Origin of the sequence: Streptomyces naganishii JCM 4654, from assembly GCF_014650575.1 — a bacterium.
GTDB lineage: Bacteria > Actinomycetota > Actinomycetes > Streptomycetales > Streptomycetaceae > Streptomyces > Streptomyces naganishii.
Genome location: NZ_BMVF01000002.1, coordinates 240,604 through 262,827, shown reverse-complemented (window position 1 = coordinate 262,827; position 22,224 = coordinate 240,604). Strand labels below are relative to the sequence as shown.

Annotated in this window: 20 protein-coding genes; 9 read left to right on the top strand and 11 right to left on the bottom strand. The window is 70.7% G+C overall.

Going from position 1 to position 22,224, the window contains the following annotated elements; translation table 11 throughout:
- Positions 1-322 precede the first annotated feature (322 nt).
- From IE217_RS04040 to dnaA, 5 genes are all read right to left on the bottom strand, one after another.
- Complete coding sequence (locus tag IE217_RS04040) at positions 323-970, bottom strand: DciA family protein (RefSeq protein ID WP_190176291.1); 648 nt, start codon at positions 968-970, stop codon at positions 323-325.
- Entirely contained in the window at positions 967-2,088 is a 1,122-nt protein-coding gene (gene recF, locus IE217_RS04035) for a DNA replication/repair protein RecF (protein ID WP_190176290.1), read from the bottom strand. Before recF ends, IE217_RS04040 begins: the two co-directional genes overlap by 4 nt.
- Before the next feature lie 66 nt (positions 2,089-2,154).
- Entirely contained in the window at positions 2,155-3,033 is an 879-nt protein-coding gene (gnd, locus tag IE217_RS04030) for a phosphogluconate dehydrogenase (NAD(+)-dependent, decarboxylating) (protein ID WP_190176289.1), read from the bottom strand.
- A 175-nt stretch (positions 3,034-3,208) separates the two neighbouring features.
- On the bottom strand, positions 3,209-4,339 hold the full coding sequence (dnaN, locus tag IE217_RS04025; RefSeq protein ID WP_190176288.1) for a DNA polymerase III subunit beta: 1,131 nt from the start codon (positions 4,337-4,339) through the stop codon (positions 3,209-3,211).
- Positions 4,340-5,302: 963 nt separating this feature from the next.
- Positions 5,303-7,405, bottom strand: coding sequence for a chromosomal replication initiator protein DnaA (gene dnaA, locus IE217_RS04020; RefSeq protein WP_190176287.1), 2,103 nt, complete (start codon positions 7,403-7,405; stop codon positions 5,303-5,305).
- Positions 7,406-7,748: 343 nt separating this feature from the next.
- Between dnaA and rpmH the strand changes: the two genes are divergently transcribed.
- The 9 genes from rpmH (at position 7,749) to IE217_RS03975 (ending at position 14,729) form a co-directional block, all read left to right on the top strand.
- The gene (gene rpmH, locus IE217_RS04015) at positions 7,749-7,886 is read left to right on the top strand and encodes a 50S ribosomal protein L34 (protein WP_003956500.1); all 138 of its coding nucleotides are present in this window, start codon (positions 7,749-7,751) and stop codon (positions 7,884-7,886) included.
- 21 nt (positions 7,887-7,907) lie between these two features.
- The gene (gene rnpA, locus IE217_RS04010; protein ID WP_190176286.1) at positions 7,908-8,276 is read left to right on the top strand and encodes a ribonuclease P protein component; all 369 of its coding nucleotides are present in this window, start codon (positions 7,908-7,910) and stop codon (positions 8,274-8,276) included.
- A complete protein-coding gene (gene yidD / locus IE217_RS04005; RefSeq protein ID WP_190176285.1) occupies positions 8,273-8,626 on the top strand; it encodes a membrane protein insertion efficiency factor YidD in 354 nt (117 codons plus the stop codon). The genes rnpA and yidD overlap by 4 nt, the downstream gene beginning before the upstream one ends.
- 3 nt (positions 8,627-8,629) lie before the next feature.
- Positions 8,630-9,934: a membrane protein insertase YidC gene (gene yidC / locus IE217_RS04000; RefSeq protein WP_190176284.1), complete on the top strand. Its 1,305-nt coding sequence runs from the start codon at positions 8,630-8,632 to the stop codon at positions 9,932-9,934.
- A gap of 15 nt (positions 9,935-9,949) precedes the next feature.
- A complete protein-coding gene (locus IE217_RS03995; RefSeq protein ID WP_190176283.1) occupies positions 9,950-10,462 on the top strand; it encodes a Jag family protein in 513 nt (170 codons plus the stop codon).
- A gap of 115 nt (positions 10,463-10,577) precedes the next feature.
- Entirely contained in the window at positions 10,578-11,294 is a 717-nt protein-coding gene (rsmG, locus tag IE217_RS03990) for a 16S rRNA (guanine(527)-N(7))-methyltransferase RsmG (protein ID WP_190176282.1), read from the top strand.
- Between the two features lie 300 nt (positions 11,295-11,594).
- The gene (locus tag IE217_RS03985) at positions 11,595-12,668 is read left to right on the top strand and encodes a ParA family protein (RefSeq protein ID WP_190176532.1); all 1,074 of its coding nucleotides are present in this window, start codon (positions 11,595-11,597) and stop codon (positions 12,666-12,668) included.
- The gene (locus IE217_RS03980) at positions 12,665-13,777 is read left to right on the top strand and encodes a ParB/RepB/Spo0J family partition protein (protein WP_190176281.1); all 1,113 of its coding nucleotides are present in this window, start codon (positions 12,665-12,667) and stop codon (positions 13,775-13,777) included. The genes IE217_RS03985 and IE217_RS03980 overlap by 4 nt, the downstream gene beginning before the upstream one ends.
- A 334-nt stretch (positions 13,778-14,111) precedes the next feature.
- Positions 14,112-14,729: a GNAT family N-acetyltransferase gene (locus tag IE217_RS03975; protein ID WP_190176280.1), complete on the top strand. Its 618-nt coding sequence runs from the start codon at positions 14,112-14,114 to the stop codon at positions 14,727-14,729.
- Between the two features lie 87 nt (positions 14,730-14,816).
- Here the strand turns inward: IE217_RS03975 and trxA are convergent, their stop codons facing one another.
- The 6 genes from trxA to murJ all read right to left on the bottom strand — a co-directional run bounded on the left by trxA (position 14,817) and on the right by murJ (position 22,187).
- On the bottom strand, positions 14,817-15,149 hold the full coding sequence (gene trxA / locus IE217_RS03970) for a thioredoxin (RefSeq protein ID WP_189708763.1): 333 nt from the start codon (positions 15,147-15,149) through the stop codon (positions 14,817-14,819).
- Positions 15,150-15,192: 43 nt separating this feature from the next.
- Positions 15,193-16,164, bottom strand: coding sequence for a thioredoxin-disulfide reductase (gene trxB / locus IE217_RS03965; protein WP_190176279.1), 972 nt, complete (start codon positions 16,162-16,164; stop codon positions 15,193-15,195).
- 174 nt (positions 16,165-16,338) lie between these two features.
- Complete coding sequence (locus tag IE217_RS03960) at positions 16,339-17,262, bottom strand: anti-sigma factor family protein (RefSeq protein ID WP_190176278.1); 924 nt, start codon at positions 17,260-17,262, stop codon at positions 16,339-16,341.
- The gene (gene sigM / locus IE217_RS03955; protein ID WP_190176277.1) at positions 17,259-17,984 is read right to left on the bottom strand and encodes an RNA polymerase sigma factor SigM; all 726 of its coding nucleotides are present in this window, start codon (positions 17,982-17,984) and stop codon (positions 17,259-17,261) included. The genes IE217_RS03960 and sigM overlap by 4 nt, the downstream gene beginning before the upstream one ends.
- Before the next feature lie 26 nt (positions 17,985-18,010).
- Positions 18,011-19,732 carry a protein kinase family protein gene (locus tag IE217_RS03950; RefSeq protein WP_190176276.1) on the bottom strand — a complete coding sequence of 574 codons (1,722 nt, stop codon included), beginning with the start codon at positions 19,730-19,732 and terminating at the stop codon, positions 18,011-18,013.
- A gap of 118 nt (positions 19,733-19,850) precedes the next feature.
- Positions 19,851-22,187: a murein biosynthesis integral membrane protein MurJ gene (gene murJ / locus IE217_RS03945; protein WP_190176275.1), complete on the bottom strand. Its 2,337-nt coding sequence runs from the start codon at positions 22,185-22,187 to the stop codon at positions 19,851-19,853.
- Positions 22,188-22,224: the final 37 nt, after the last annotated feature.

Genomic DNA, 22,224 nt, shown 5'->3' with positions numbered 1-22,224 from the left:
CCACGTTCGGGGCGGGATCGGCTTCCAGTCTACCGGTAGCGCCGACAGTGATGGGGGTTTGCGGGTACCTGAGTCCTCACGTGGCGCCCTGAACCGGTCTTGGCCGGGTACCGATATGCGGAAGGGGGCTCCAAGAGGCTCACAGCGGCACTCAGCGCTTCCAGCCGTCAACCCTTGGCTACTCCGGGGTCAGGTAAGGGTTCGCAAGCGCGTGCGGTTGCACGACAGGCGCTCGGAACAGCCGTACGACCGCCCTTCGGCGCCCCTGCGCGACCGCTCGGTGACCGCCCTGTGTGAAGTCCGTCACCCTCTTATGGGCAGGTCACCCGTAGGTGTCACCGGGTCCCGTGCTGCCGGGAGCGCGCAGCGGGCCGTAGCGCCGGGGACCTCCGCCGGGACCGTGCACCTTGATGACGCGCACCGCGCCGTGACCCAGGTCCTCGTTGAGACGGGCGACCAGTGTCGGCGCGAGCAGGCGCAGGTTCGTCGCCCACGCCGTCGAGTCGCAGCGCACCGACAGGACGCGCTCGTCCTCGTCGTACTTCTCCGGGACGCAGTGCTTGGCCACGTCCGCGCCCACGATCTGCGGCCAGCGGCCCATCACCCCGCCCACCGCGGCCGGGGTCTCCCAGCCCCGCTCGGTGATCAGCCGGTTGATCGCCGCGCCCAGCGCCATGGGGTCCCGGCCGTCGCCCCGCGCGCCGGAGCGCGCGCCACCGCGCCTGCGCCGGCCGCCCTGCTGCGCCGCGTCGCCGCGGGCGCGCGCCGCCTCCCTCGCCGCGCGCAGCGCCACGCGCGCGAGGTCGACGCCGGAGGGCTGCGCCCGGCCGCCCGGCTCCGGCTGCGCGGGAGCGGGCCCCGCGGGTCCTCCGAGTCCCTCGGATCCTCCCGGGCCTCCGAGTCCTCCGGAGCCTCCCGGGCCTTCGGGGCTTCCGGGTCCGCCGGGGCCTGCGGGTCCTGCGGGACTCATACGCGCTCCACCGTCCCGTCCGACACCGTGAACCGCGTTCCCGTCAGCACGTGCGGCACGTCGTCGTCGACCGCCGCGGTCACCAGCACCTGCTCGCCGGGGGCAACCAACTCGGCCAGGCGCTCGCGGCGCCGGGCGTCCAGTTCGGCGAAGACGTCGTCGAGGATCAGCACCGGCTCGTTGCCCTCGGCGCGCAGCAGGTCGTACGACGCCAGCCGCAGCGCCAGCGCGAAGGACCAGGACTCACCGTGCGAGGCGTAGCCCTTGGCCGGCAGCTGGCCGAGCTTGAGCAGCAGGTCGTCCCGGTGCGGGCCCACCAGGGTCACGCCCCGCTCGATCTCCTGCTTGCGGGCGTCCGCCAGCGCCGCCGTCAGCTGCGCGAACAGGTCCTCGCGCGTGTGCGCCTCACCGGGCGCGGACGGCTTGTACTCCAGCGCCACCGGCCCGCCGCCCGGCGCCAGTTGCTCGTAAGCCTTGTCGGCCAGGGGCCGCAGCGCGGCGATCAGGTCCAGCCGCTGGGCGAGCAGCTCGGCTCCCGCGTGCGCCAGGTGCTGGTCCCACACGTCCAGCGTGGACAGGTCCATCGAGCGGCCGCCGTGCCTGCGGGCCAGCGCGGCCGACTTCAGCAGGGTGTTGCGCTGCTTGAGCACGCGCTCGTAGTCCGAGCGCACGCCCGCCATGCGCGGGGAGCGGGCCGTGATCAGCTCGTCGAGGAACCGCCGCCGCTCACCGGGGTCCCCCTTGACCAGGGCCAGGTCCTCCGGCGCGAACAGCACCGTCCGCACGATCCCCAGCACGTCCCGGGATCTTCCCTGCGGGGACCGGTTGATCCGGGCGCGGTTGGCACGGCCCGGGTTCAGCTCCAGCTCGACCAGCTGCTGCCGCTCACCCTGGCGCACCTGGGCGCGGATCACCGCGCGCTCGGCGCCCATGCGGATCAGAGGGGCGTCGGTGGCGACGCGGTGGCTGCCGAGGGTGGCCAGGTAGCCGATCGCCTCGACGAGGTTCGTCTTGCCCTGGCCGTTGGGGCCGACGAACGCGGTGACGCCCGGGCCGAGCGGGACCTCGGCCCGGGTGTACGAGCGGAAGTCGGCCAGCGACAGATGCGTGACGTGCATGGTCGTACGCCGACCTCCCCCGGCGTCGTGGACCGGCGAGCGGTCCTGCGGACTACTTCTTCTTCCCTACGGCTTCTTCGTCACCGCGTGGCCGCCGAACTGGTTGCGCAGCGCGGCGATCATCTTCATCTGCGGCGAGTCCTCCTGGCGCGAGGAGAACCGCGCGAACAGCGAGGCCGTGATCGCGGGCAGCGGCACGGCGTGGTCGATGGCCGCCTCCACGGTCCACCGGCCCTCGCCGGAGTCCTGTGCGTAACCCCTCAGCTGCTCGAGGTGCTCGTCCTCGTCGAGGGCGTTGACCGCGAGGTCGAGCAGCCAGGAGCGGATGACGGTGCCCTCCTGCCAGGAGCGGAAGACCTCACGGACGTCCGTGACCGAGTCGGCCTTCTCCAGCAGCTCCCAGCCCTCGGCGTAGGCCTGCATCATCGCGTACTCGATGCCGTTGTGGACCATCTTCGCGAAGTGCCCGGCGCCGACCCGGCCGGCGTGCACCGAGCCGAAGTCGCCCTCCGGCTTGAGCGCGTCGAAGACCGGCCGCACCAGGTCGACGTGCTCGGCCTCGCCGCCGTACATCAGCGCGTAGCCGTTCTGCAGGCCCCAGACGCCGCCCGAGACGCCGCAGTCGACGAAGCCGATGCCCTTGGCCGCGAGCTGGCGCGCGTGCTTCTCGTCGTCCGTCCAGCGGGAGTTGCCGCCGTCCACGACCACGTCGCCGGGCTCCAGCAGCCCGGCGAGCTCGTCGATCGTGGTCTGGGTCGCCTCACCGGCCGGGACCATCACCCAGACCACGCGCGGGCCCTGCAGCTTGCCCACAAGCTCCTCGATGCTGTGGACGTCCGCGAGGTCGGGGTTGCGGTCGTATCCGACGACGGTGTGGCCCGCGCGGCGTATCCGCTCGCGCATGTTGCCGCCCATCTTGCCGAGGCCGACGAGACCGAGCTCCATCAGTTGCGTTCCTTAGGTTGCACGACGTGGCGTAGGGCACTTTCGTACCCGCGTCCGAGCCTAAACCCGGACGCTCGCGCACATCCGTGGGCATACCCGCTCATACGTACGCCCTGACCTGCGGCCCCGCCGTCGGCGGGGACCCGCCGGCCCCCGCCCGTCCCCGCTCGGCCGGTCAGCCGCTGAGGCGCACCGGCATGATCAGGTACTTGTAGGCATCGTCGGCCTCCGCGTCCACGGCGGGCTTGCCGCTGAGCAGCGCGGGCTTGGTGGACGTGGTGAACGACAGCTGGGCCACCGGGGAGTCGATCGCGCTCAGGCCGTCCAGCAGGAACGTCGGGTTGAAGGCGATGGAGATGTCGTCGCCGTCGAGCTGGGCGTCCACCCTTTCCACAGCCTGTGCGTCGTCGCTGGAGCCGGCCTCCAGGATGAGCACGCCCTGCTCGAAGCTCAGCCGCACCGGGGTGTTGCGCTCGGCGACCAGGGCCACGCGCTTGACGGCCTCCACGAAGGGGGCGGTCTCGATCACGGCGACCGAGTTGAACTCCGTCGGGAACAGCGTGCGGTACTTCGGGAGGTCGCCCTCCAGCAGACGCGTGGTCGTACGCCGCCCCGCACCCTCGAAACCGATCAGGCCCTCGCCGGCGCCCGAGCCGGACAGCGCCAGGATCACCTGGTCGCCGCTGGTCAGCGCCTTGGCGGTGTCCTGGAGGGTCTTGGCGGGCACCAGGGCGACCGCGGAGACGTCCGGGTTCTCCGGCTTCCACAGGAACTCGCGGACCGCGAAGCGGTAGCGGTCGGTGGAGGCCAGGGTCACGGTGTCGCCCTCGATCTCGATGCGCACACCGGTGAGGACGGGCAGGGTGTCGTCGCGGCCGGCGGCGATCGCCACCTGCTGCACGGCGGAGGCGAAGACCTCGCCGGGGACCGTGCCCGTCGCGTTCGGCATCTGCGGGAGCGAGGGGTACTCCTCCACAGGCAGTGTGTGGAGCGTGAAGCGGGAGGAGCCGCAGACCACCGTCGCCCGTACACCGTCTGTGGAAATCTCCACCGGCCGGTTGGGCAGGGCGCGCGAGATGTCGGCGAGCAGGCGGCCGGAGACGAGAACCGTGCCCTCCTCCTCGACCTCGGCCTCCACCGAGACGCGGGCGGAGACCTCGTAGTCGAAGCTGGACAGGCTCAGCTGGCCGTCCTCGGCCTTCAGGAGCAGGCCGGCGAGAACAGGCGCCGGCGGACGGGCCGGGAGGCTGCGTGCCGCCCACGCCACTGCCTCCGCGAGTACGTCGCGTTCCACCCGGATCTTCACCGTAAGCCGCCTCCTGCTGTCGCGCTCGAGTCCTCAAGTCCTCCGACTCGGTGTCGCCGCCCACAGCGACGGGAAGGACACCGGGGACCAGTCTGACGCACCGCACTGACAACAGGTGCCTGTCGGGGTCAAGTCGCTCCGAGGGGCGGGTGGGCTCGAGAGGGCGAGTTGTGCACAGGCCCCGCTTCGAAACGGATTCCGCTCTCTTACTGGTCGGGAGTAGTAGTAGGGGCTGTGGATACGGTGGATAACCCCGTTTGCCCAGCTCAGCGCGGGAATTTTGTCCACGGGCCCTGTGGGCGGCGGCGGTGGACAACCCAGGGTCTCTGTGGAGAACAGGAAGTTCTGCACACCTCGCCCACAGCCCGAGGGCGGTTCTCCCCAACTGCGTCCCCAGATTTACCCACGTTTCCCACAGCCCAATCCGGCACCTCGGTGTGACGGCTTTCACTCGACGCGGTGAGCCGGTGCGTCGGGTTGCCGAACAGTGGACAGAGGTGTGGAGAAGAGCGCGATCATTGGGGACAACGGGCCCCAGCCTGTGGGCCGCCCGTGGACAACTTCGTGCACAGCCTGTGGATTCCTGCTTCGTCCACAGCCTGTGGAAGGCCTTCGTCCACCATTCCACAGGCGGCTGAGCTGGGCGGATGCCGGTCCGGGGGCCGCCCTGTGGACGCCGCTCGGGACAACTTCGCGGTCCCCAGGGTGTGGACGGGAGAAAGTCGCCGAATCTGTGGAGGGAGGCCGTAACCCGGGCGTCCGATCGAACACGGTGGGCGGCGGTGGGGCGGCGCGGGGGCGGGTCCGGGGCGCTGCTGGGTGCGGATGAGGGCGGGTTCAGGGCGCGGCGGGGTGCGCGCGAGGGCGGTTCCAGGGTGGTGCGGCGGGCGTGTGCGGGGCCGGCGGGGGAAAACCGGAGGGCGCCCCGGGGAGTCCCCGGGGCGCCCTCGGTGGTCGCTCGCGTCAGCCGTTCTTGATGCGGTTGGTCAGCTCGGTGACCTGGTTGTAGATGGAGCGCCGCTCGGCCATCAGCGCGCGGATCTTGCGGTCGGCGTGCATGACGGTCGTGTGGTCGCGGCCGCCGAACTGGGCGCCGATCTTCGGCAGCGACAGGTCGGTTAGCTCACGGCACAGGTACATGGCGATCTGCCGGGCCGTGACCAGCTGGCGGCCGCGCGAGCTGCCGCACAGGTCCTCGACGGTGAGCCCGAAGTAGTCGGCCGTGGCCGCCATGATGGCCGTCGCGGTGATCTCCGGCGTCGAGTCCTCGCCGCCCGGGATGAGGTCCTTGAGGACGATCTCGGTGAGGCCCAGGTCCACCGGCTGCCGGTTGAGCGAGGCGAACGCCGTCACCCGGATCAGCGCGCCCTCCAGCTCGCGGATGTTGCGCGAGATGCGGGAGGCGATGAACTCCAGCACCTCCGGCGGGGCGTTGAGCTGTTCCTGGACCGCCTTCTTGCGCAGGATCGCGATGCGCGTCTCCAGCTCCGGCGGCTGGACGTCGGTGATCAGGCCCCACTCGAAGCGGTTGCGCAGCCGGTCCTCCAGGGTGACCAGCTGCTTGGGCGGCCGGTCGGAGGAGAGCACGATCTGCTTGTTGGCGTTGTGGAGCGTGTTGAAGGTGTGGAAGAACTCCTCCTGCGTCGACTCCTTGTCCGCGAGGAACTGGATGTCGTCCACGAGCAGGATGTCCATCTCGCGGTAGCGCTTGCGGAAGCTGTCGCCCTTGCCGTCGCGGATGGAGTTGATGAACTCGTTGGTGAACTCCTCCGAGCTCACGTACCGCACGCGCGTGCCCGGGTACAGGCTGCGGGCGTAGTGCCCGATGGCGTGCAGCAGATGGGTCTTGCCGAGGCCCGACTCCCCGTAGATGAACAGGGGGTTGTAGGCCTTGGCGGGCGCCTCGGCGACGGCGACCGCGGCCGCGTGCGCGAAGCGGTTGGACGCGCCGATGACGAACGTGTCGAAGAGGTACTTGGGGTTCAGGCGGGCGGTCGGCTCGCCCGGCCCGGACGCCGGGGCGGGCTTCGCCGCCAGCGGCCCGGGGGCGCCGTTGGCGGGCAGGTTCGGACCCACGGGGCCGCCGCGGTGCACATGCCCGGAGCCCCCGCGCGTGCCGTCCTGCCCGGGCGGCTCCCGCCGGCCGCCGTCGCGGCCGTCGTAGTCCCGCCCGTCGTAACCCCTGCCGTCGCGGCCGGGGTACTCGCGCTTGCCGTACTCCCGCTTCTCGTACTCGCGGCCGTCGTAGTCCCGCTGGTCGTGGTCGCGGTTGTCGTAGTCCCCGCGGGACGGCTCGTAGTCAGAGCGCGGCTGGTCGTACCCCCCGCGGTCGGCCGGCTGCGGGCGGTAGTCCTGCGCCGGCGTGGCGTAGGGGTCCTGGGAGGGCGAGGCGTACGGGTCCCGTTCGGGGAAGCCGAGCCGCTGCTGCTGCCAGCCGTAGTCGTCCTGGCCGGGGCGCGGCCAGGCGCCGGGCTCGGGGCGCTGGTAGTCCGCGTACTCCGCGGGATAGGCGGGGCGCGCGGTGGGGAGCTGGTCCGGGCCGTCGGACTGCTGCGGACCGGTGCGCGGCAGCGGGTCGCCGCCGGCGCCGGGGTGCTGGTCGGCGCGCCCGGGCCGGCCCGGGCGGGGGCCGTCCTGCCGGTGCCTGCCGTAGCCGTCGTAACCGCCCTGTCCCTCGTAGCCGCCCTGACCGTCGTAGCCGCCCTGGCCGGTGGGGAGCTCCTGCTCCTCGTAGCGCTGCGGGGCGGACGGTGCCTGCGGGGAGGGTGCCGCGGGAGCCGGGGCCTCGCCGACGGAGCTGTCGACGGTGATGGCGATACGGATGGGGCGGCCGCACTCGCGGCTCAGCGTGTCGCTGACCACGGGCGCCAGGCGGCCCTCGAGTACGCCCTTCGCGAACTCGTTCGGCACCGCAAGCAGCGCCGTGTCCGCGACCAGAGCGAGCGGCTGGCAGCGGCGGATCCAGTGTTCGTCCTTGGTCTCCACGCCCTGCCCGCGGCCGTCACCGAGGAGCTTTTCCAGTACTCGTGGCCACACTGCGGCAAGATCGGCAGGTACGTCAGCCACAGGGCACGCTCTCTCATGGGTCCCACGAACGTGTGGTTCGGGAACGGGTAGGGACGAATCGGAGTCCAGTCACGGTATTCGGGGCGGCCCGTGCGGTTCAAGTTGTTGTCCCCAGCCTGTGGACAGTGTCCCCGGTGACCCCTGGTTTGACCGAATGGCGCAGCCGCGCGTACCGTAACCAGGTCGAGTTGTCGATGGCTGCTGCCGCCTGCCTCCGAAGGGCACAGATCGCGCAAGGTGATCGAAAAGCGGTGCACTCGGGCGTTACTGCGAGCTACTCGTGGGCGCACGGTGACAGCCAGGACGGCACCCCGCAACCACCGATTTCTTCTGGAGCCCCCGAGTGAGCAAGCGCACCTTCCAGCCGAACAACCGTCGTCGCGCGAAGACCCACGGCTTCCGGCTGCGTATGCGCACCCGTGCCGGCCGCGCGATTCTCGCGTCCCGCCGTAGCAAGGGTCGCGCCCGTCTGTCCGCCTGATCCCGGTCAGGTCATGCCGTCGTGCTGCCCACCGAGAACCGGCTGAGGCGGCGCGAGGACTTCGCGACCGCGGTACGACGAGGACGCCGGGCCGGACGCCCACTCCTCGTCGTCCACCTGAGCGGTGCCACGGACCCGCACGCGCCTGAGGAGAGCGCTCCCCCGACGCGTGCGGGTTTCGTCGTGAGCAAGGCAGTGGGTGGCGCGGTCGTACGCAATGCCGTGAAGCGCAGACTTCGCCATCTGATGCGTGACCGGGTCGCCCTGCTGCCCCCCGGTAGCCTGGTAGTCGTACGAGCGCTGCCCGGGGCGGGCGACGCCGACCACGCTCAGCTGGCCCGAGACCTGGATGCCGCCCTTCGACGACTGCTGGGAGGGGGCGCGCGATGAAGTACCCGCTGCTGGCTCTCATCAAGCTGTACCAGTGGACCATCAGCCCGTTGCTCGGGCCGGTGTGCAAGTACTACCCGTCGTGTTCCCACTACGGCTACACGGCCATCGACCGGCACGGCGCGATCAAGGGAACGGCCCTTACCGCGTGGCGCATCCTGCGGTGCAATCCGTGGTCGCTGGGCGGTGTGGACCATGTCCCGCCGCGCAAGCGTCCGCGGTGGCACGAGATGCTGCGCGGCGCCTGGCGCGCACGCAAGGGCGGGACCTCCGCCGCCGAACCGGCCACCGACGGGATCACCCCGCCGAGCCCGGCCGCGAAGACCTCGTCCCATGCCCAAGGAGCATGATTAGTGGACACGATTGCCAGCCTCTTCAGTTTCATCACCTGGCCCGTCTCCTGGGTCATCGTCCAGTTCCACAAGGTGTACGGAGCGATCTTCGGGCCTGACACCGGGTGGGCCTGGGGCCTGTCCATCGTGTCCCTGGTGGTCCTGATCCGCATCTGCCTGATCCCGCTCTTCGTGAAGCAGATCAAGGCGACGCGCGCGATGCAGACGCTCCAGCCGGAGATGAAGAAGATCCAGGAGCGCTACAAGAACGACAAGCAGCGTCAGTCCGAAGAGATGATGAAGCTGTACAAGGAGTCGGGCACCAACCCGCTCTCCTCGTGCCTTCCCATCCTGGCGCAGTCCCCGTTCTTCTTCGCCCTGTACCACGTGCTCAGCGCGATCGCGACGGGCAAGACGATCGGCGTCATCAACGAGTCGCTGCTCGCCAGCGCCCGTCACGCGCACATCGTCGGCGCCCCGCTCGCCGCGAAGTTCACGGACAGCGCCGACAAGGTCGCCGCGCTCGGCGCGTCCCTGACCGACGTACGGGTCGTCACCGCGGTCATGATCGTCATGATGTCGGCGTCGCAGTTCTACACGCAGCGCCAGCTGATGACCAAGAACGTCGACACCACCGTCAAGACGCCGTTCATGCAGCAGCAGAAGATGCTGATGTACGTCTTCCCGGTCATGTTCGCCGTCTTCGGCATCAACTTCCCCGTCGGTGTCCTCGTCTACTGGCTGACCACCAACGTGTGGACCATGGGCCAGCAGATGTACGTCATCCACAACAACCCCACCCCGGGTTCCAAGGCCCAGGCCGCCTACCTGGAGCGCCTGAGCAAGCACGTCACGCACCACGGCAAGGTCCGCAGGCGGAGCGAGAAGGCGATCGTCAAGGCGATCGTCGCCAAGGGCCGCGACCGCAACGAGTTCGAGCGCAAGTTCATCAACGGTCTGAGCAAGGCCGGCCTGGCGGCCCAGGCCGACGGCACCGTGGTGAAGGGCGAGGGCGCCGTCGCGGTGCAGACCGAGGACGGCACGACGACCACCACCACGGCCACCACCGCCACGCCCCGGCGCCAGCAGCCCAAGCGGCAGTCCAAGGCTCAGCGCCAGTCGGGCGCTGTGAAGCCGGCCGGAGCCACCGACGCCGAGCAGGTCCCGCCGACCACCTCGCTGAGCAAGTCCGACGAGCCGCAGGACGCCCCGCCGGCCGCCGCCGACAAGGGCGGACCCGCCAAGCCGGGCAACGGCACCCGCAGCAGGGCCCAGTCCGGCCAGCGCAAGGGCCCGCAGCGGCCCAAGTCCCCGTCCAAGAAGTAAGAAGGAGCCCATCCCGTGACGGAAGGCACCACCTCCGCCGCTGCCGAGGGTGCAGACGCCCTGACCCGCCTGGAGCAGGAGGGCGAGATCGCGGCGGACTACCTCGAGGGTCTGCTGGACATCGCCGACCTCGACGGTGACATCGACATGGACGTCGAGGCGGACCGCGCGTCCGTCTCGATCATCAGCGACTCCGGCAGCCGGGACCTGCAGAAGCTGGTCGGGCGCGACGGCGAGGTGCTCGAGGCGCTCCAGGAACTCACGCGACTGGCCGTGCACCGGGAGACCGGTGACCGCAGCCGTCTCATGCTGGACGTCGCGGGCTACCGCGCCAAGAAGCGCGCCGAGCTGTCCGAGCTGGGCGCCAAGGCCGCGGCCGAGGTCAAGAGCAGCGGCGAGGCCGTGAAGCTGAAGCCGATGACCCCGTTCGAGCGCAAGGTCGTGCACGACGCGGTCAAGGCCGCCGGTCTGCGCAGCGAGTCCGAGGGCGAGGAGCCGCAGCGCTTCGTCGTCGTGCTGCCCGCCTGAGCGGTCACTGGTTCCACCGGCCCCGTCTGCCCGCAGGCGGGGCCGAATTTTGTCAGCCTGGTAGTTCTGGTGGTCGGCGCTGGTCGCGCTGATGCGGTACGGAAGGACGGTCCCCGTGACGGAGGCAGCGGAGCTCCCCCCTGCGCCCGAGCAGGCACGTGACGTATTCGGTGATCGCTTCGCGGATGCGGTCCGGTACGCCGAGCTGCTGGCCGAGACAGGTGTGCAGCGAGGGCTCATCGGGCCCCGTGAGGTGCCACGGCTGTGGGAGCGGCACCTGCTGAACTGTGCCGTGCTCTCCGAGGTCGTGCCCGAGGGGGTGACGGTGTGCGACGTCGGCTCGGGCGCCGGTCTGCCGGGCATCCCCCTGGCCCTGGTCCGCGAGGACCTGAAGATCACGCTGCTGGAGCCGCTGCTGCGGCGCACGAACTTCCTGACCGAGGTGGTCGAACTCCTGGGCCTCGACCATGTGACCGTGGTGCGGGGCCGTGCCGAGGAGGTCATGGGTCAGCTGCCGCCGGTGCACGTGGTCACCGCCCGTGCGGTGGCGCCCCTGGACCGCCTGGCCACCTGGGGCATTCCGCTGCTGCGTCCCTACGGCGAGATGCTGGCCCTCAAGGGGGACACGGCCGAGGAGGAGCTGAAGAGCGCCGCCGCGGCGCTGAGCAAGCTCGGTGCGGTGGAGACGTCGATCCTGCATGTGGGTGAGGGGGTCGTGGATCCGCTGTCCACCGTGGTCCGGGTCGAGGTCGGGGAGAGCCCCGGTGGCGTCCGCTTCGCGGCCAAGCGGGCGAAGGCGGCCAGGACGGGACGGACGCGCCGGCGTCGGTAGCCCGCCACATGCGGTACGGCGGGGAGTCCGATGCGGGCTTCGGCGAGACGAGACGTACTCCACACAAGCTGCCAAAGCTACGCACGACGGAGTGTCGCGACAGTTCGGCCACGGCTGCTGTGCATCGTGTTTCACGTGAAACGTCGCTCACTGCTGCACGGCATCATCAACCGTGGCCGCGCTGCGGCCCAACCTCGCGACCGCAAGCCCCTCGGTTCACTCGGAGAGGGCACGGAGTTGTCCACAGAGGTGGATTTCTCCACAGAAGGACAGGCCTCACTGGTTCACCACCCCGATGGCATGGGAGGCTCTGTTCATTGCGAGCCTGAAGTCGAGGAGAGTGAATCCTTGCGGTCCGACGCCAACATCGCGGGACCGATGACCGATCCGGTCCCCGGTCCCCGTACCGAGTCGATGGGGGAGGATGTTTCACGTGAAACACCGCCCCCGATGGACGACACTCCGATCGGTCGTGCCGCCCAGCTGGCGGTCGAAGCTCTGGGCCGCGCCGGCGAGGGCCTGCCACGTCCGGAGCAGACCCGCGTCATGGTGGTGGCCAACCAGAAGGGCGGCGTAGGCAAGACGACGACCACTGTCAACCTCGCCGCCTCGCTGGCTCTGCACGGCGGCCGTGTCCTGGTGATCGACCTGGACCCGCAGGGCAACGCCTCGACCGCGCTGGGCATCGACCACCACGCCGAAGTTCCTTCGATCTACGACGTGTTGGTAGAGAGCAAGCCGCTTGCGGAAGTCGTCCAGCCCGTCCCCGATGTCGAAGGCCTCTTCTGCGCCCCCGCCACGATCGATCTCGCCGGTGCGGAGATCGAGCTGGTGTCCCTGGTGGCGCGGGAGAGCCGGCTCCAGCGGGCGATCCAGGCGTACGAGCAGCCGCTGGACTACATCCTCATCGACTGCCCGCCCTCGCTCGGCCTGCTGACGGTCAACGCCCTGGTCGCCGGCCAGGAGGTCCTCATCCCGATCCAGTGCGAGTACTACGCGCTGGAGGGACTGGGCCAGCTGCTCCGCAACGTCGATCTGGTCCGGGGGCACCTCAACCCGACCCTGCATGTGTCGACCATCCTGCTCACCATGTACGACGGCCGGACCCGTCTGGCGTCCCAGGTCGCCGACGAGGTGCGCAGCCACTTCGGTGATGAGGTGCTGCGGACGAGCATCCCGCGCTCCGTTCGCATCTCGGAGGCGCCGAGCTACGGCCAGACGGTGCTGACCTACGATCCAGGATCGAGCGGTGCCCTCTCCTATCTGGAGGCGGCACGAGAAATCGCGCTGAAGGGTGTGGGCGTCAGCTACGACGCCACCCACGCCCATATCGGCGCCCAGAACGACCCGAGCATGGTGGAGGGGATGCAGTGAGCGAGCGACGGAGGGGGTTGGGCCGTGGTCTCGGCGCACTGATCCCTGCAGCCCCGACCGGGGAGAAGCCGCCGGCGCAGGCATCGGTGGGAGGTGCCGGGTCCACATCGCCGGCGTCCGTGCCGATTCTGACCGCCGACCGCGGCGATCGCGGAGTGGCTGCGGCGAAGGTGGCCACGCTGCCGCCTGTTTCACGTGAAACAGAGGAGCCGATGGGCGCCGGGATCCCGGAGGCGCCCGCGCCTCCCGTGGGTGCCCACTTCGCCGAGCTTCCCCTGGACGCCATCACGCCGAACCCCCGCCAGCCGCGTGAGGTGTTCGACGAGGACGCGCTGGCCGAGCTTGTCACCTCCATCAAGGAGGTCGGACTGCTCCAGCCCGTCGTCGTACGGCAGCTCGGCCCCGCGCGCTACGAGCTCATCATGGGCGAGCGGCGCTGGCGGGCCTGCCGTGAGGCCGGCCTCGAGGCGATCCCGGCGATCGTGCGGGCCACGGACGACGAGAAGCTCCTCCTGGACGCCCTGCTGGAGAACCTGCACCGGGCGCAGCTGAACCCGTTGGAAGAGGCGGCCGCCTACGACCAGCTGCTGAAGGATTTCAACTGCACCCACGACCAGCTGGCTGACCGCATCGGCCGGTCCCGCCCCCAGGTCTCCAACACCCTGCGGCTGCTGAAGCTGTCGCCTGCGGTGCAGCGCAGGGTCGCCGCCGGAGTGCTCTCGGCCGGTCACGCTCGGGCGCTGCTCTCCGTGGAGGACTCGGAGGAGCAGGACAGGCTGGCCCACCGGATCGTGGCCGAGGGCCTCTCCGTGCGGGCCGTCGAGGAGATCGTGACCCTGATGGGCTCGCGTCCTCAGACGGCTCCGCGCTCCAAGGGGCCGCGCGCCGGTGCCCGGGTCTCGCCCGCGCTGTCGGACCTGGCGACCCGCCTCTCCGACCGTTTCGAGACCCGGGTGAAGGTCGACCTGGGGCAGAAGAAGGGCAAGATCACCGTCGAGTTCGCCTCCATGGAGGACTTGGAGCGCATCCTCGGCACGCTGGCGCCGGGCGAGGGTCCGGTGCTGCAGAAGAGCCTGCTGGAGGGCGGGACGGAGGACGCGGAGGACTGAGCTCGTGGGCGGCTCTTGAGGCCGCTCTCGGCTCGGCCGATCGGCAGGGGCGGGCCGTGTCCGGTGTGTACCGGAACACGGCCCGCTCTTTTGCTTTCAGGCGGTTTCGATGGAATCGCTTCGTGGATACGATTGCGATCGGTATGGCGCATCCACCTGGCGGCACCTTTGAGTGGGAGGCGGGGGCCATGCGAACGGTGAGCCGCACCGGATGGGTGAGCGCGGGTCTGGGACTGGGTGCGGTCGGCGGCTTCGTCGGCGGCCTGATCCGGGAGCGCGGCGCTCTGTCAGCCGCTCGTGACGCCGCGAGCGAAGGAAGCGAGGATCAGCCTTCATGGGCCGTCGGCTCGTACCGCTCACGCTGGACAACCTTCAGGACCTTCCCAAGCGCTGCCGCGCGTGTGTCTTCTGGGAGTTGGACCCCGTCAGCGGCGAAGCCGCGGTGAAGGCGGGCACGCCCGCGCTGGAGAAGGAGGCCTGGATCTCCGCCGTCCTGCTGGACTGGGGCTCCTGCGGCCGGGTCGTCTACGTCGACGACGTTCCGGTGGGCTTCGTGCTCTACGCTCCCCCCGCCTACGTCCCCCGCTCCACCGCGTTCCCCACGAGCCCGGTCTCCCCCGACGCGGTCCAGCTGATGACCGCCTTCGTCATGCCGGGCTATCAAGGGCAGGGGCTGGGCCGGGTGATGGTCCAGACGGTGGCCAAGGATCTGCTGCGGCGGGGCTTCAAAGCCATAGAGGCGTTCGGTGACGCCCGCTGGAAGGAACCGGCGTGCATGCTGCCGGCCGATCATCTGCTGGCCGTGGGGTTCAAGACGGTCCGGCACCATCCCACCCACCCACGGCTGCGGCTGGAACTGAGGTCGACGCTGTCCTGGAAGGAAGACGTGGAGATGGCGCTCGACCGGTTGCTGGGTGCAGTCCAGAAGGAACCGGCCCTGCGGCCGCTGTAGGACAAGCGAATGGGCCAACCCGTCGGGGTTGGCCCATTCGTGTTTCACGTGAAACGTCGCGCGGCTCTCAGGCCGTCGCCCGCGGCGTCACTCGGCGATGAACTCGTCGAGGTCGCGGAGAAGGGCGGCCTTCGGCTTGGCGCCGACGATGGTCTTGGCGACCTCGCCCCGCTGGTAGACGTTCAGCGTCGGGATCGACATGACGCCGTACTTGGCGGCCGTAGCGGGGTTCTCGTCGATGTTGAGCTTGACGACCTCGATCTTCTCGCCGTGCTCGGCGGCGATCGCCTCGAGGGACGGGGCGATCTGGCGGCACGGACCGCACCAGGCGGCCCAGAAGTCCACCAGGACGGGCTTGTCGCTCTTGAGCACGTCCTGCTCGAAGGAGTCGTCGGTCACGTTCTTCAGGGTGCCGGCCACGGCGGGCTCCTTAACTGGTTTGTGCGGTGGGGTGTTGGGGGTGTCAGACGGTGGACTTCTCGGGCTCGGCCTTCTGCTCGTTGTCCGCGAGGGCAGCGAGGAAGCGCTCGGCGTCGAGGGCCGCGGAACAGCCGGTACCGGCGGCGGTGATCGCCTGGCGGTAGGTGTGGTCGACCACGTCGCCGGCGCCGAAGACACCGGTCAGGTTGGTGCGCGTGGACGGGGAGTCGACCTTCAGGTAGCCCTCCTCGTCCAGGTCCAGCTGGCCCTTGAACAGCTCGGTGCGCGGGTCGTGGCCGATCGCGATGAACAGGCCGGTGACCGGCAGATCCGAGAGCTCCCCGGTCTTGAGGTTGCGCAGCTTCAGACCGGTGAGCTTCTGCTCGCCCTGGATCTCGGCGACCTCGCTGTCCCAGACGAACTTGATCTTCGGGTCGGCGAAGGCGCGCTCCTGCATCGCCTTGGAGGCGCGCAGGGTGTCACGGCGGTGGACGATCGTCACGGACTTGGCGAAGCGCGAGAGGAAGGTGGCCTCCTCCATCGCGGTGTCGCCGCCGCCGATCACGGCGATGTCCTGGTCCCGGAAGAAGAAGCCGTCACAGGTCGCACACCAGGAGACGCCGCGGCCGGAGAGGGCGTCCTCGTTCGGCAGTCCGAGCTTGCGGTGCTGCGAGCCGGTGGTGACGATGACGGCCTTCGCCCGGTGCACGGTGCCGGCGGTGTCCGTGACCGTCTTGATCTCACCGGCCAGGTCGACGGCGACGACGTCGTCCGGGATGAGCTCGGCGCCGAAGCGCTCGGCCTGGGCCCGCATGTTGTCCATGAGGTCGGGGCCCATGATGCCGTCGCGGAAGCCGGGGAAGTTCTCTACCTCGGTGGTGTTCATCAGCGCACCACCCGCGGTGACGGCGCCCTCGAAAACCAGCGGCTTCAGCGACGCGCGCGCGGTGTAGAGCGCCGCCGTGTAGCCGGCGGGCCCGGAGCCGATGATGATCACGTTACGGACGTCGCTCACGGCTTGATTCCTCGTCTCTGGACTGAGTGTGTCCTACGGCCGGTGGGAGCCTTGCTCGCAGCTCTCACCCCACCCAACGGATCCTAAGGGGCGCGCATTCCCGGTGTGCCCGGGCACACGGAGGCCCCGACACCGGAGGGAATACCACGGGTGCCGAGGGTCAGGCGTCGGTGCTCAGGAACGCGCGTAGGAGTGGGTCAGAAGGACCTTGGCCGCGGCCGAGGGGCGCTGTACGCAGGACGCGTCGACGACATAGGCCGTGACCCGGGTGGTGTCGCCCGAGGTGTCGGGGAGCACCACGAGATAGGCGCTCTTTCCGTCGTAGGTGCCCGGCTGGGCGGCCAGAGGCGTGCCGCTGTTGTTGATGGCTTGCCGGACGCAGGAGGGCACCGAGACGGTGGGCTGGCTCTTGAGGACGTTGGGTCCGTCGGTGCCGGTGGCCGAGTCCACACCGAAGCTGTGGGGGGCGTGAGTGGTGCCCTGGGACTTCTGCGCCTTTTGCAGGAGGCCGGCCACCTGGTGCTGCAGCGTGCCGGAGGCGAAGGTGTCGGCGGAGGCGCTGGGGCGGCCCTGTGCCGTGGTCCCGCCGTCCTTGCCTTCGTGGGTGGTCGCCAGGACCAGGGAGACGACGCCCAGGGCCGCGACGGTGAAGGCGGAGCCCAGGACGGCGATCCTGCGGCGGCTGCGGCGCGTGCGGGCCGCGCGGCCGGGTCCCGCGCTGGAGGCGCGAGCATGGCCCGAGGGGCGGTCGGCAGGGGTGCGGTGGGGGCGGTCCTCGACCGATGTTTCACGTGAAACATGCGTGCCGTCGCCGGAGACCTCGGTGGAGGCACGGGCCGCCTCGGCGGCGAGAGCCGCGTCGATACGGTCCGCGATGTCCTGGGGCATCGCCTGGGCCTCGGGCATCGCGTCGGTCTCGGACATGGCGCCGAGCAGGCCGCGGATCTCCCCCAGCGACGCGTGGATCTGAGCGCACTGCTCGCACTCGTCGAGGTGCCGCCGGACGTCCTCGGTTCGGGAAGCGGACAGCAGGCCCTCGGTGAGGTCGGAGATCTCCGTGACGTCCGGGTGCCCGGCCGTGTCCGTCGTGGCTGTCACGCTCGCCCACCTCCGCCCTTCACAGCAGTTGAATCACTTGGCCCGGTGTTCCGCGCGCCCCTGTCGCCGGGGCCCGCTGCCGGTGGGACGGATGTCCCCTGTACCCGGTTCCGGCCCGGGTCCTCTTCTTTTCCGGCACCCGCGCCTTCCGGCCGCAGATGGGTGAGCAACGGCAGCAGCCTGGCTCTGCCCCGGGCGCACCGGCTCTTCACCGTTCCGGTCGGCACGTCGAGGATGCGGGCGGCCTCGGCCACGGGGTACCCCTGCATGTCCACGAGGACGAGCGCGGCCCGCTGGTCCGGCGGAAGGGTGCCGAGGGCCTCCACGAGCTGCCGCTGGACGTCGTTGCGCTCGGCGGGCGCGGAGGCCGACTCGTGCGGCTCCAGCAGTTGCTCCAGGCGCTCGGTGTCGTCCACCGGTGAGGTCTTGCGCGAGGCCGCCTTGCGGGCCCGGTCCAGGCACGCGTTCACCGTGATCCGGTGCAGCCAGGTGGTGACGGCCGACTGCCCGCGGAAGGTGTGGGCGGCCCGGTAGGCGGAGACGAGGGCGTCCTGCACCGCGTCGGCCGCCTCCTCGCGGTCGCCCAGCGTCCGCAGGGCGACGGCCCAGAGGCGGTCGCGGTGCCGTCGTACGATCTCGCCGAAGGCGTCGGGGTCACCCGCGACATGGCGGCCCAGGAGGTCCTGGTCGCTCACGCCGTCGTAGGCGGTGTCGTCCGCCATCCGGCCCCCTCCCCCTCCGTGCGGCGTCAGCCGGTGAACTTCACATCCGTGATGGCCTGCTTGTAGCCGGCGCCGCTGTAGCCGTCACTGGGCGCCTGGGGCACGTCCGTGATCCACAGCAGGACGAAGCGCGTCTTCAATGACTTCGCCGCCTTCACCGTGAGAGAGGTGCCGCTGGTCGTCGCGGTTCCGATCTCGGTCATCCCGTCGACTCCGGTCGAGGGGGTGAGGGAGTCGGTGGCGTACAGGTGGACGGTGGTGTGGTCTCCGGCGTACCGGAGCGCTATCGACGCGGACGCGAGGGTCTTCGCCGAGCCGAGGTCGTAGACGATGCCCACGCCGGGCTTGTAGGGCGCAAGCCTCGGGCCGGCGTTGTATCGCTTGGTCCGCCAGTACGTCGAGCTGTTGCCGTCATAGGTGTTGCCGACGGCTTCCGGGGCCTGGGCGTCACCGCTCGCCACGTACTCCCGGGCGCCCTGGATCTCGAGGGGCTGGGTCGGCTGGGGCTTGTTGCCGTTCTTCTCGCTGCCGTCCTGGGTCTGCGTCTGGGTGTCGTTGCCGGCCTTGCCCCCCTGGTCCATCAGGGCGTCGGCGAGCTGCCAGCTGCCGAGCCCCAGGGCGGCGATGAGGAGGGCCGAGACCGCCCACTTCAGTGCCTTCCCGGTACGGCTCTGCAGCGGGGGCGGCGGCGCCGGCACCGGCTGGCTGACACCCGGGTGCGGCACCGGGCGGCCGTACGTGCCCTGCTGGTACGAGGTGTGCTGGTACTCCGGCGGCGCGGTGAACGCGGGCTCCGGCGGGCGGATGCGCGGCATCTCGCCGATCGCCTTGACCAGTTCCTCCGGCGTGGTGCACGGCGACTCGTGGCGGGACGCGGTGGCGCCGTCGTTGGCGAGGGCGCGCATGGACAGCTCGGACAGGCCGCGGTGGATGCCGGCGCGCACCTGGTCCGGGGGGATGAGGCCGATGTCCTTGGGCAGGCCGGCCAGCCCGTAGGCATCGTTATCGTACGGCCAGCGCTGGGTGAGCGCCGCGTACAGCAGGGCGCCGATCGCCTCGGTGTCGGTGCGCTGCGGGGTGTCGGAGCTGATGCCGCGCAGGGCGGCGTTCACGGCGAGGCCGCGGATGCGCCACTGGCCGGTGGAGGTGCGCAGCACGGCATTGGGGTTCAGCCGCAGATGGGCGAGGCCCTCGCGGTGCGCCGCGGCCATCGCCGAGGAGACCTGGCTGACCAACTGGTAGGCGTCGTGCGGCTCCAAGGGGCCGGAGGACAGCAGCGTGGTCAGTTCGGTCGCGTCGGGCAGCCACTCGTGGACCACGTAGACGAGGTCGTTCTCCTCGACCGCGTCGAGGACTTGGACGAAGCGCGGGTCGCCGAGCAGCGCGGAGGAACGGGCCGCTGCCAGCACCGAGCGGGCGCGGGCGTGATGGGCCGGCAGCACGTGCACGCCGACCGCGCGGCGCAGCTTCTCGTCCACCGCGCGCCAACTGCTGAATCCGTCCAGACGAGTGACGCACTCCTCGAGGCGATAGCGTCTGGCCAGCTTGTGACCGCTGTGCAGTTCGGGCGTCGAGGCCTTCTCCGCGGAACGCCCGGTCTCGTTGCTTCCCTGTGCCTCGTCGTTGTCCGTGTCCCGCTCCCGGTTCTGCGCCACCCCGTCGGCCGTGGACTGGTCCGCCTTGGCGGTCAGCGGCTCGTCACCGCTGTTGTCTGCCACGTCGACGGCAGCCGTGCTCCGTTCCGCCACCGTCGCTCCTGCCTCCCCATCCGTTGCGCGCTGTCCGACGCCGAAACCAATTGTGCCCACAGTCCGCCGCTATGCACGACACACAGCCGCGGACGAAGGTTGTGCGCCTACCCCTGCCTCAACGCCCCAGGCGCCCACGGACCATGCCCACGAGGGAGTTGAGTTCCTCGATGCGCATGCGGCGGGCGGCGACGAAGAAGACGCCGAGCAGCAGCGCGCCACCGGCCAGCAGCGCCGCGAACGACCCGACGACGCCCTGCCCGAGCGTATGGCCGATGCCGTAGCAGACCGCCCCGCTGACGAGCGCCGCCGGCACCGAGGCGATGCACAGGCGCGCGTAGGTCCGTGTGACGCGCGAGCCGTCGAGGTCGCCGCCGAGGCGCTTGCGCAGCCTGCGCCACGCGACGCCCACGCCGATCGCGTACGCCAGGCCGTACGAGGCGGCCATGCCGGCGACGGCCCAGCGGGACGGCAGCAGCATGTAGCACAGGCCCGAGGCGGCCGCGTTGACCGCGGCCACGATGACCGTGTTGTAGAAGGGCGTCCGGGTGTCCTCGTAGGCGTAGAAGGCGCGTAGGACGACGTACTGCACCGAGTAGGGGATCAGGCCGAGGGCGAACGCCATCAGCATGTAGCCCATGTTGGTGGCGGCGCCAGTGCCGGAGGAACCGAAGATCAGGGTGCACATAGGGATGCCGAGGGCGAGGAACCCGAAGGCGATGGGCACGATGGCCACGGCCGTCGTCCGCAGTCCCTGCGAGATGTCGTCGCGGACGGCCCCGCTGTCGCCCTCGGCCGCCGAGCGCGAGATGCGCGGCAGCAGGGCGGCCATCAGGGAGACCGTGATGATGGCCTGCGGCAGACCCCAGACCAGCTGGGCGTTGGCGTAGGCGCTGAAGCCGGTGCCCGGGATGTCGGTGTCCTTCACCGAGGCGGTGGCGAGCTGGGTGACCACCAGGGCGCCCGCCTGGTTGGCGAGGACGAACAGGACCGTCCACTTGGCGAGCACGGCGGCCTTGCCCAGGCCGTGGCCCCTCCAGTCGAAGCGCAGACGGAGCCTGAAGCCCGTCTCGCGCAGGTAGGGGATCATCGCGAGCGCCTGCACGACCAGGCCGAGCAGCACGCCGATTCCCAGCAGGCGCTGGCCGGCCGGCGGGATGTTGGCGACGTTCATGTGGGAGTTGGCGGCGGTGCCGTAGACCCACAGGAACATGCCGAGCGTGGCGATGATGACGACGTTGTTGAGGACCGGCGTCCACATCATCGCGCCGAACTTGCCCCGGGCGTTGAGGATCTGGCCCATCACCACATGAATGCCCATGAAGAAGATCGTGGGCAGGAAGTACCGGGTGAAGGTGACGGCCACCTCGTTGGCGGCCGGGTCGCTGGCCACCGGGTTGGACAGCAGCCGGACCAGGAGCGGGGCGGCGGCCATCGCCAGCGCGGTCAGGACGCCCAGCGCCACGATCACCAGGGTCAGGAGCCGGTTGGCGAACGCCTCGCCGCCGTCCTCGTCCTCCTTCATGGCCCGTACGAGCTGCGGGACGAACACGGAGTTGAGACCGCCGCCGACGGTCAGGATGTAGATCATCGTCGGCAGCTGGTAGGCGACCTGGAAGGTGTCGCCGAGGAGGGCCGTGCCCAGGGCGGCCACGATCATCGCGGAGCGGATGAACCCGGTCAGGCGGGAGACCATCGTGCCCGCCGCCATGACCGCGCTCGACTTCAGCAGGCCCGAGGCCCGGCCGCCCTTCTTCGCGGCCGCGGGCGGGGCGGCCGGCTCGGCCGCCGGCGCGACGGCCACGCCGGGCCCGGGGGCCGGGGCGTAGGCGCCCGCAGGTCCCTGGCCGGCGGCCGGAGCCGGAGCGGGGCCGGGAACCGAGGGGGCCCCGGTGGCAGGCCTCGCGTCGGCCTGCTGCGGGGGCTGGTAACCGTACTGCCCGGGGTCCTGCCGGTCGTAGCCGCTCTGGCGTGCCTCGGGGTGGCCGCCCTGCTGCTGGTCCCGGAAGAGGTGCGCGAAGGCGTCCGGCTCGTGGCGCTCCTCGGCGGAGTGGCTGACGAGGTCGTCGACGCCGACGAACTGCGTGGTGCGGGGGTCCTCGCCGTACGGCATGTGCCGGGCGGCCGCGCCGGAAGGCTCCGGGGGCGGTGTCCGGGCCCACACGCGGGGGTCGGGGGCGTACGGCGACTGCGGCGGCGTGCCGTAGAGCGGCGGCTGCTGCCCGTACGCGCCCGGGGGCGGCGGCGGGTGCGCGGCGCGGTCGTACAGCGCCTCGCCGACGGGGTCCTGGGCGGTGAGGTCCCGGCCCCGGTAGGGGTCCTCGTCGTAGGCGTCCTGGAGGTACATGTCCGCCGGAGGCTGCGGCGGTACCTGGCCGGGCTCGGGCGGCGGGCCGTCGGGGTAGCCCGAGCTGCCCACGGCGCTGCCGTGGTCACCGTCGTACGGCGCGTTCATGCTTACCCCACCTCATCGTCCCAGGCCCTTTGGCCAC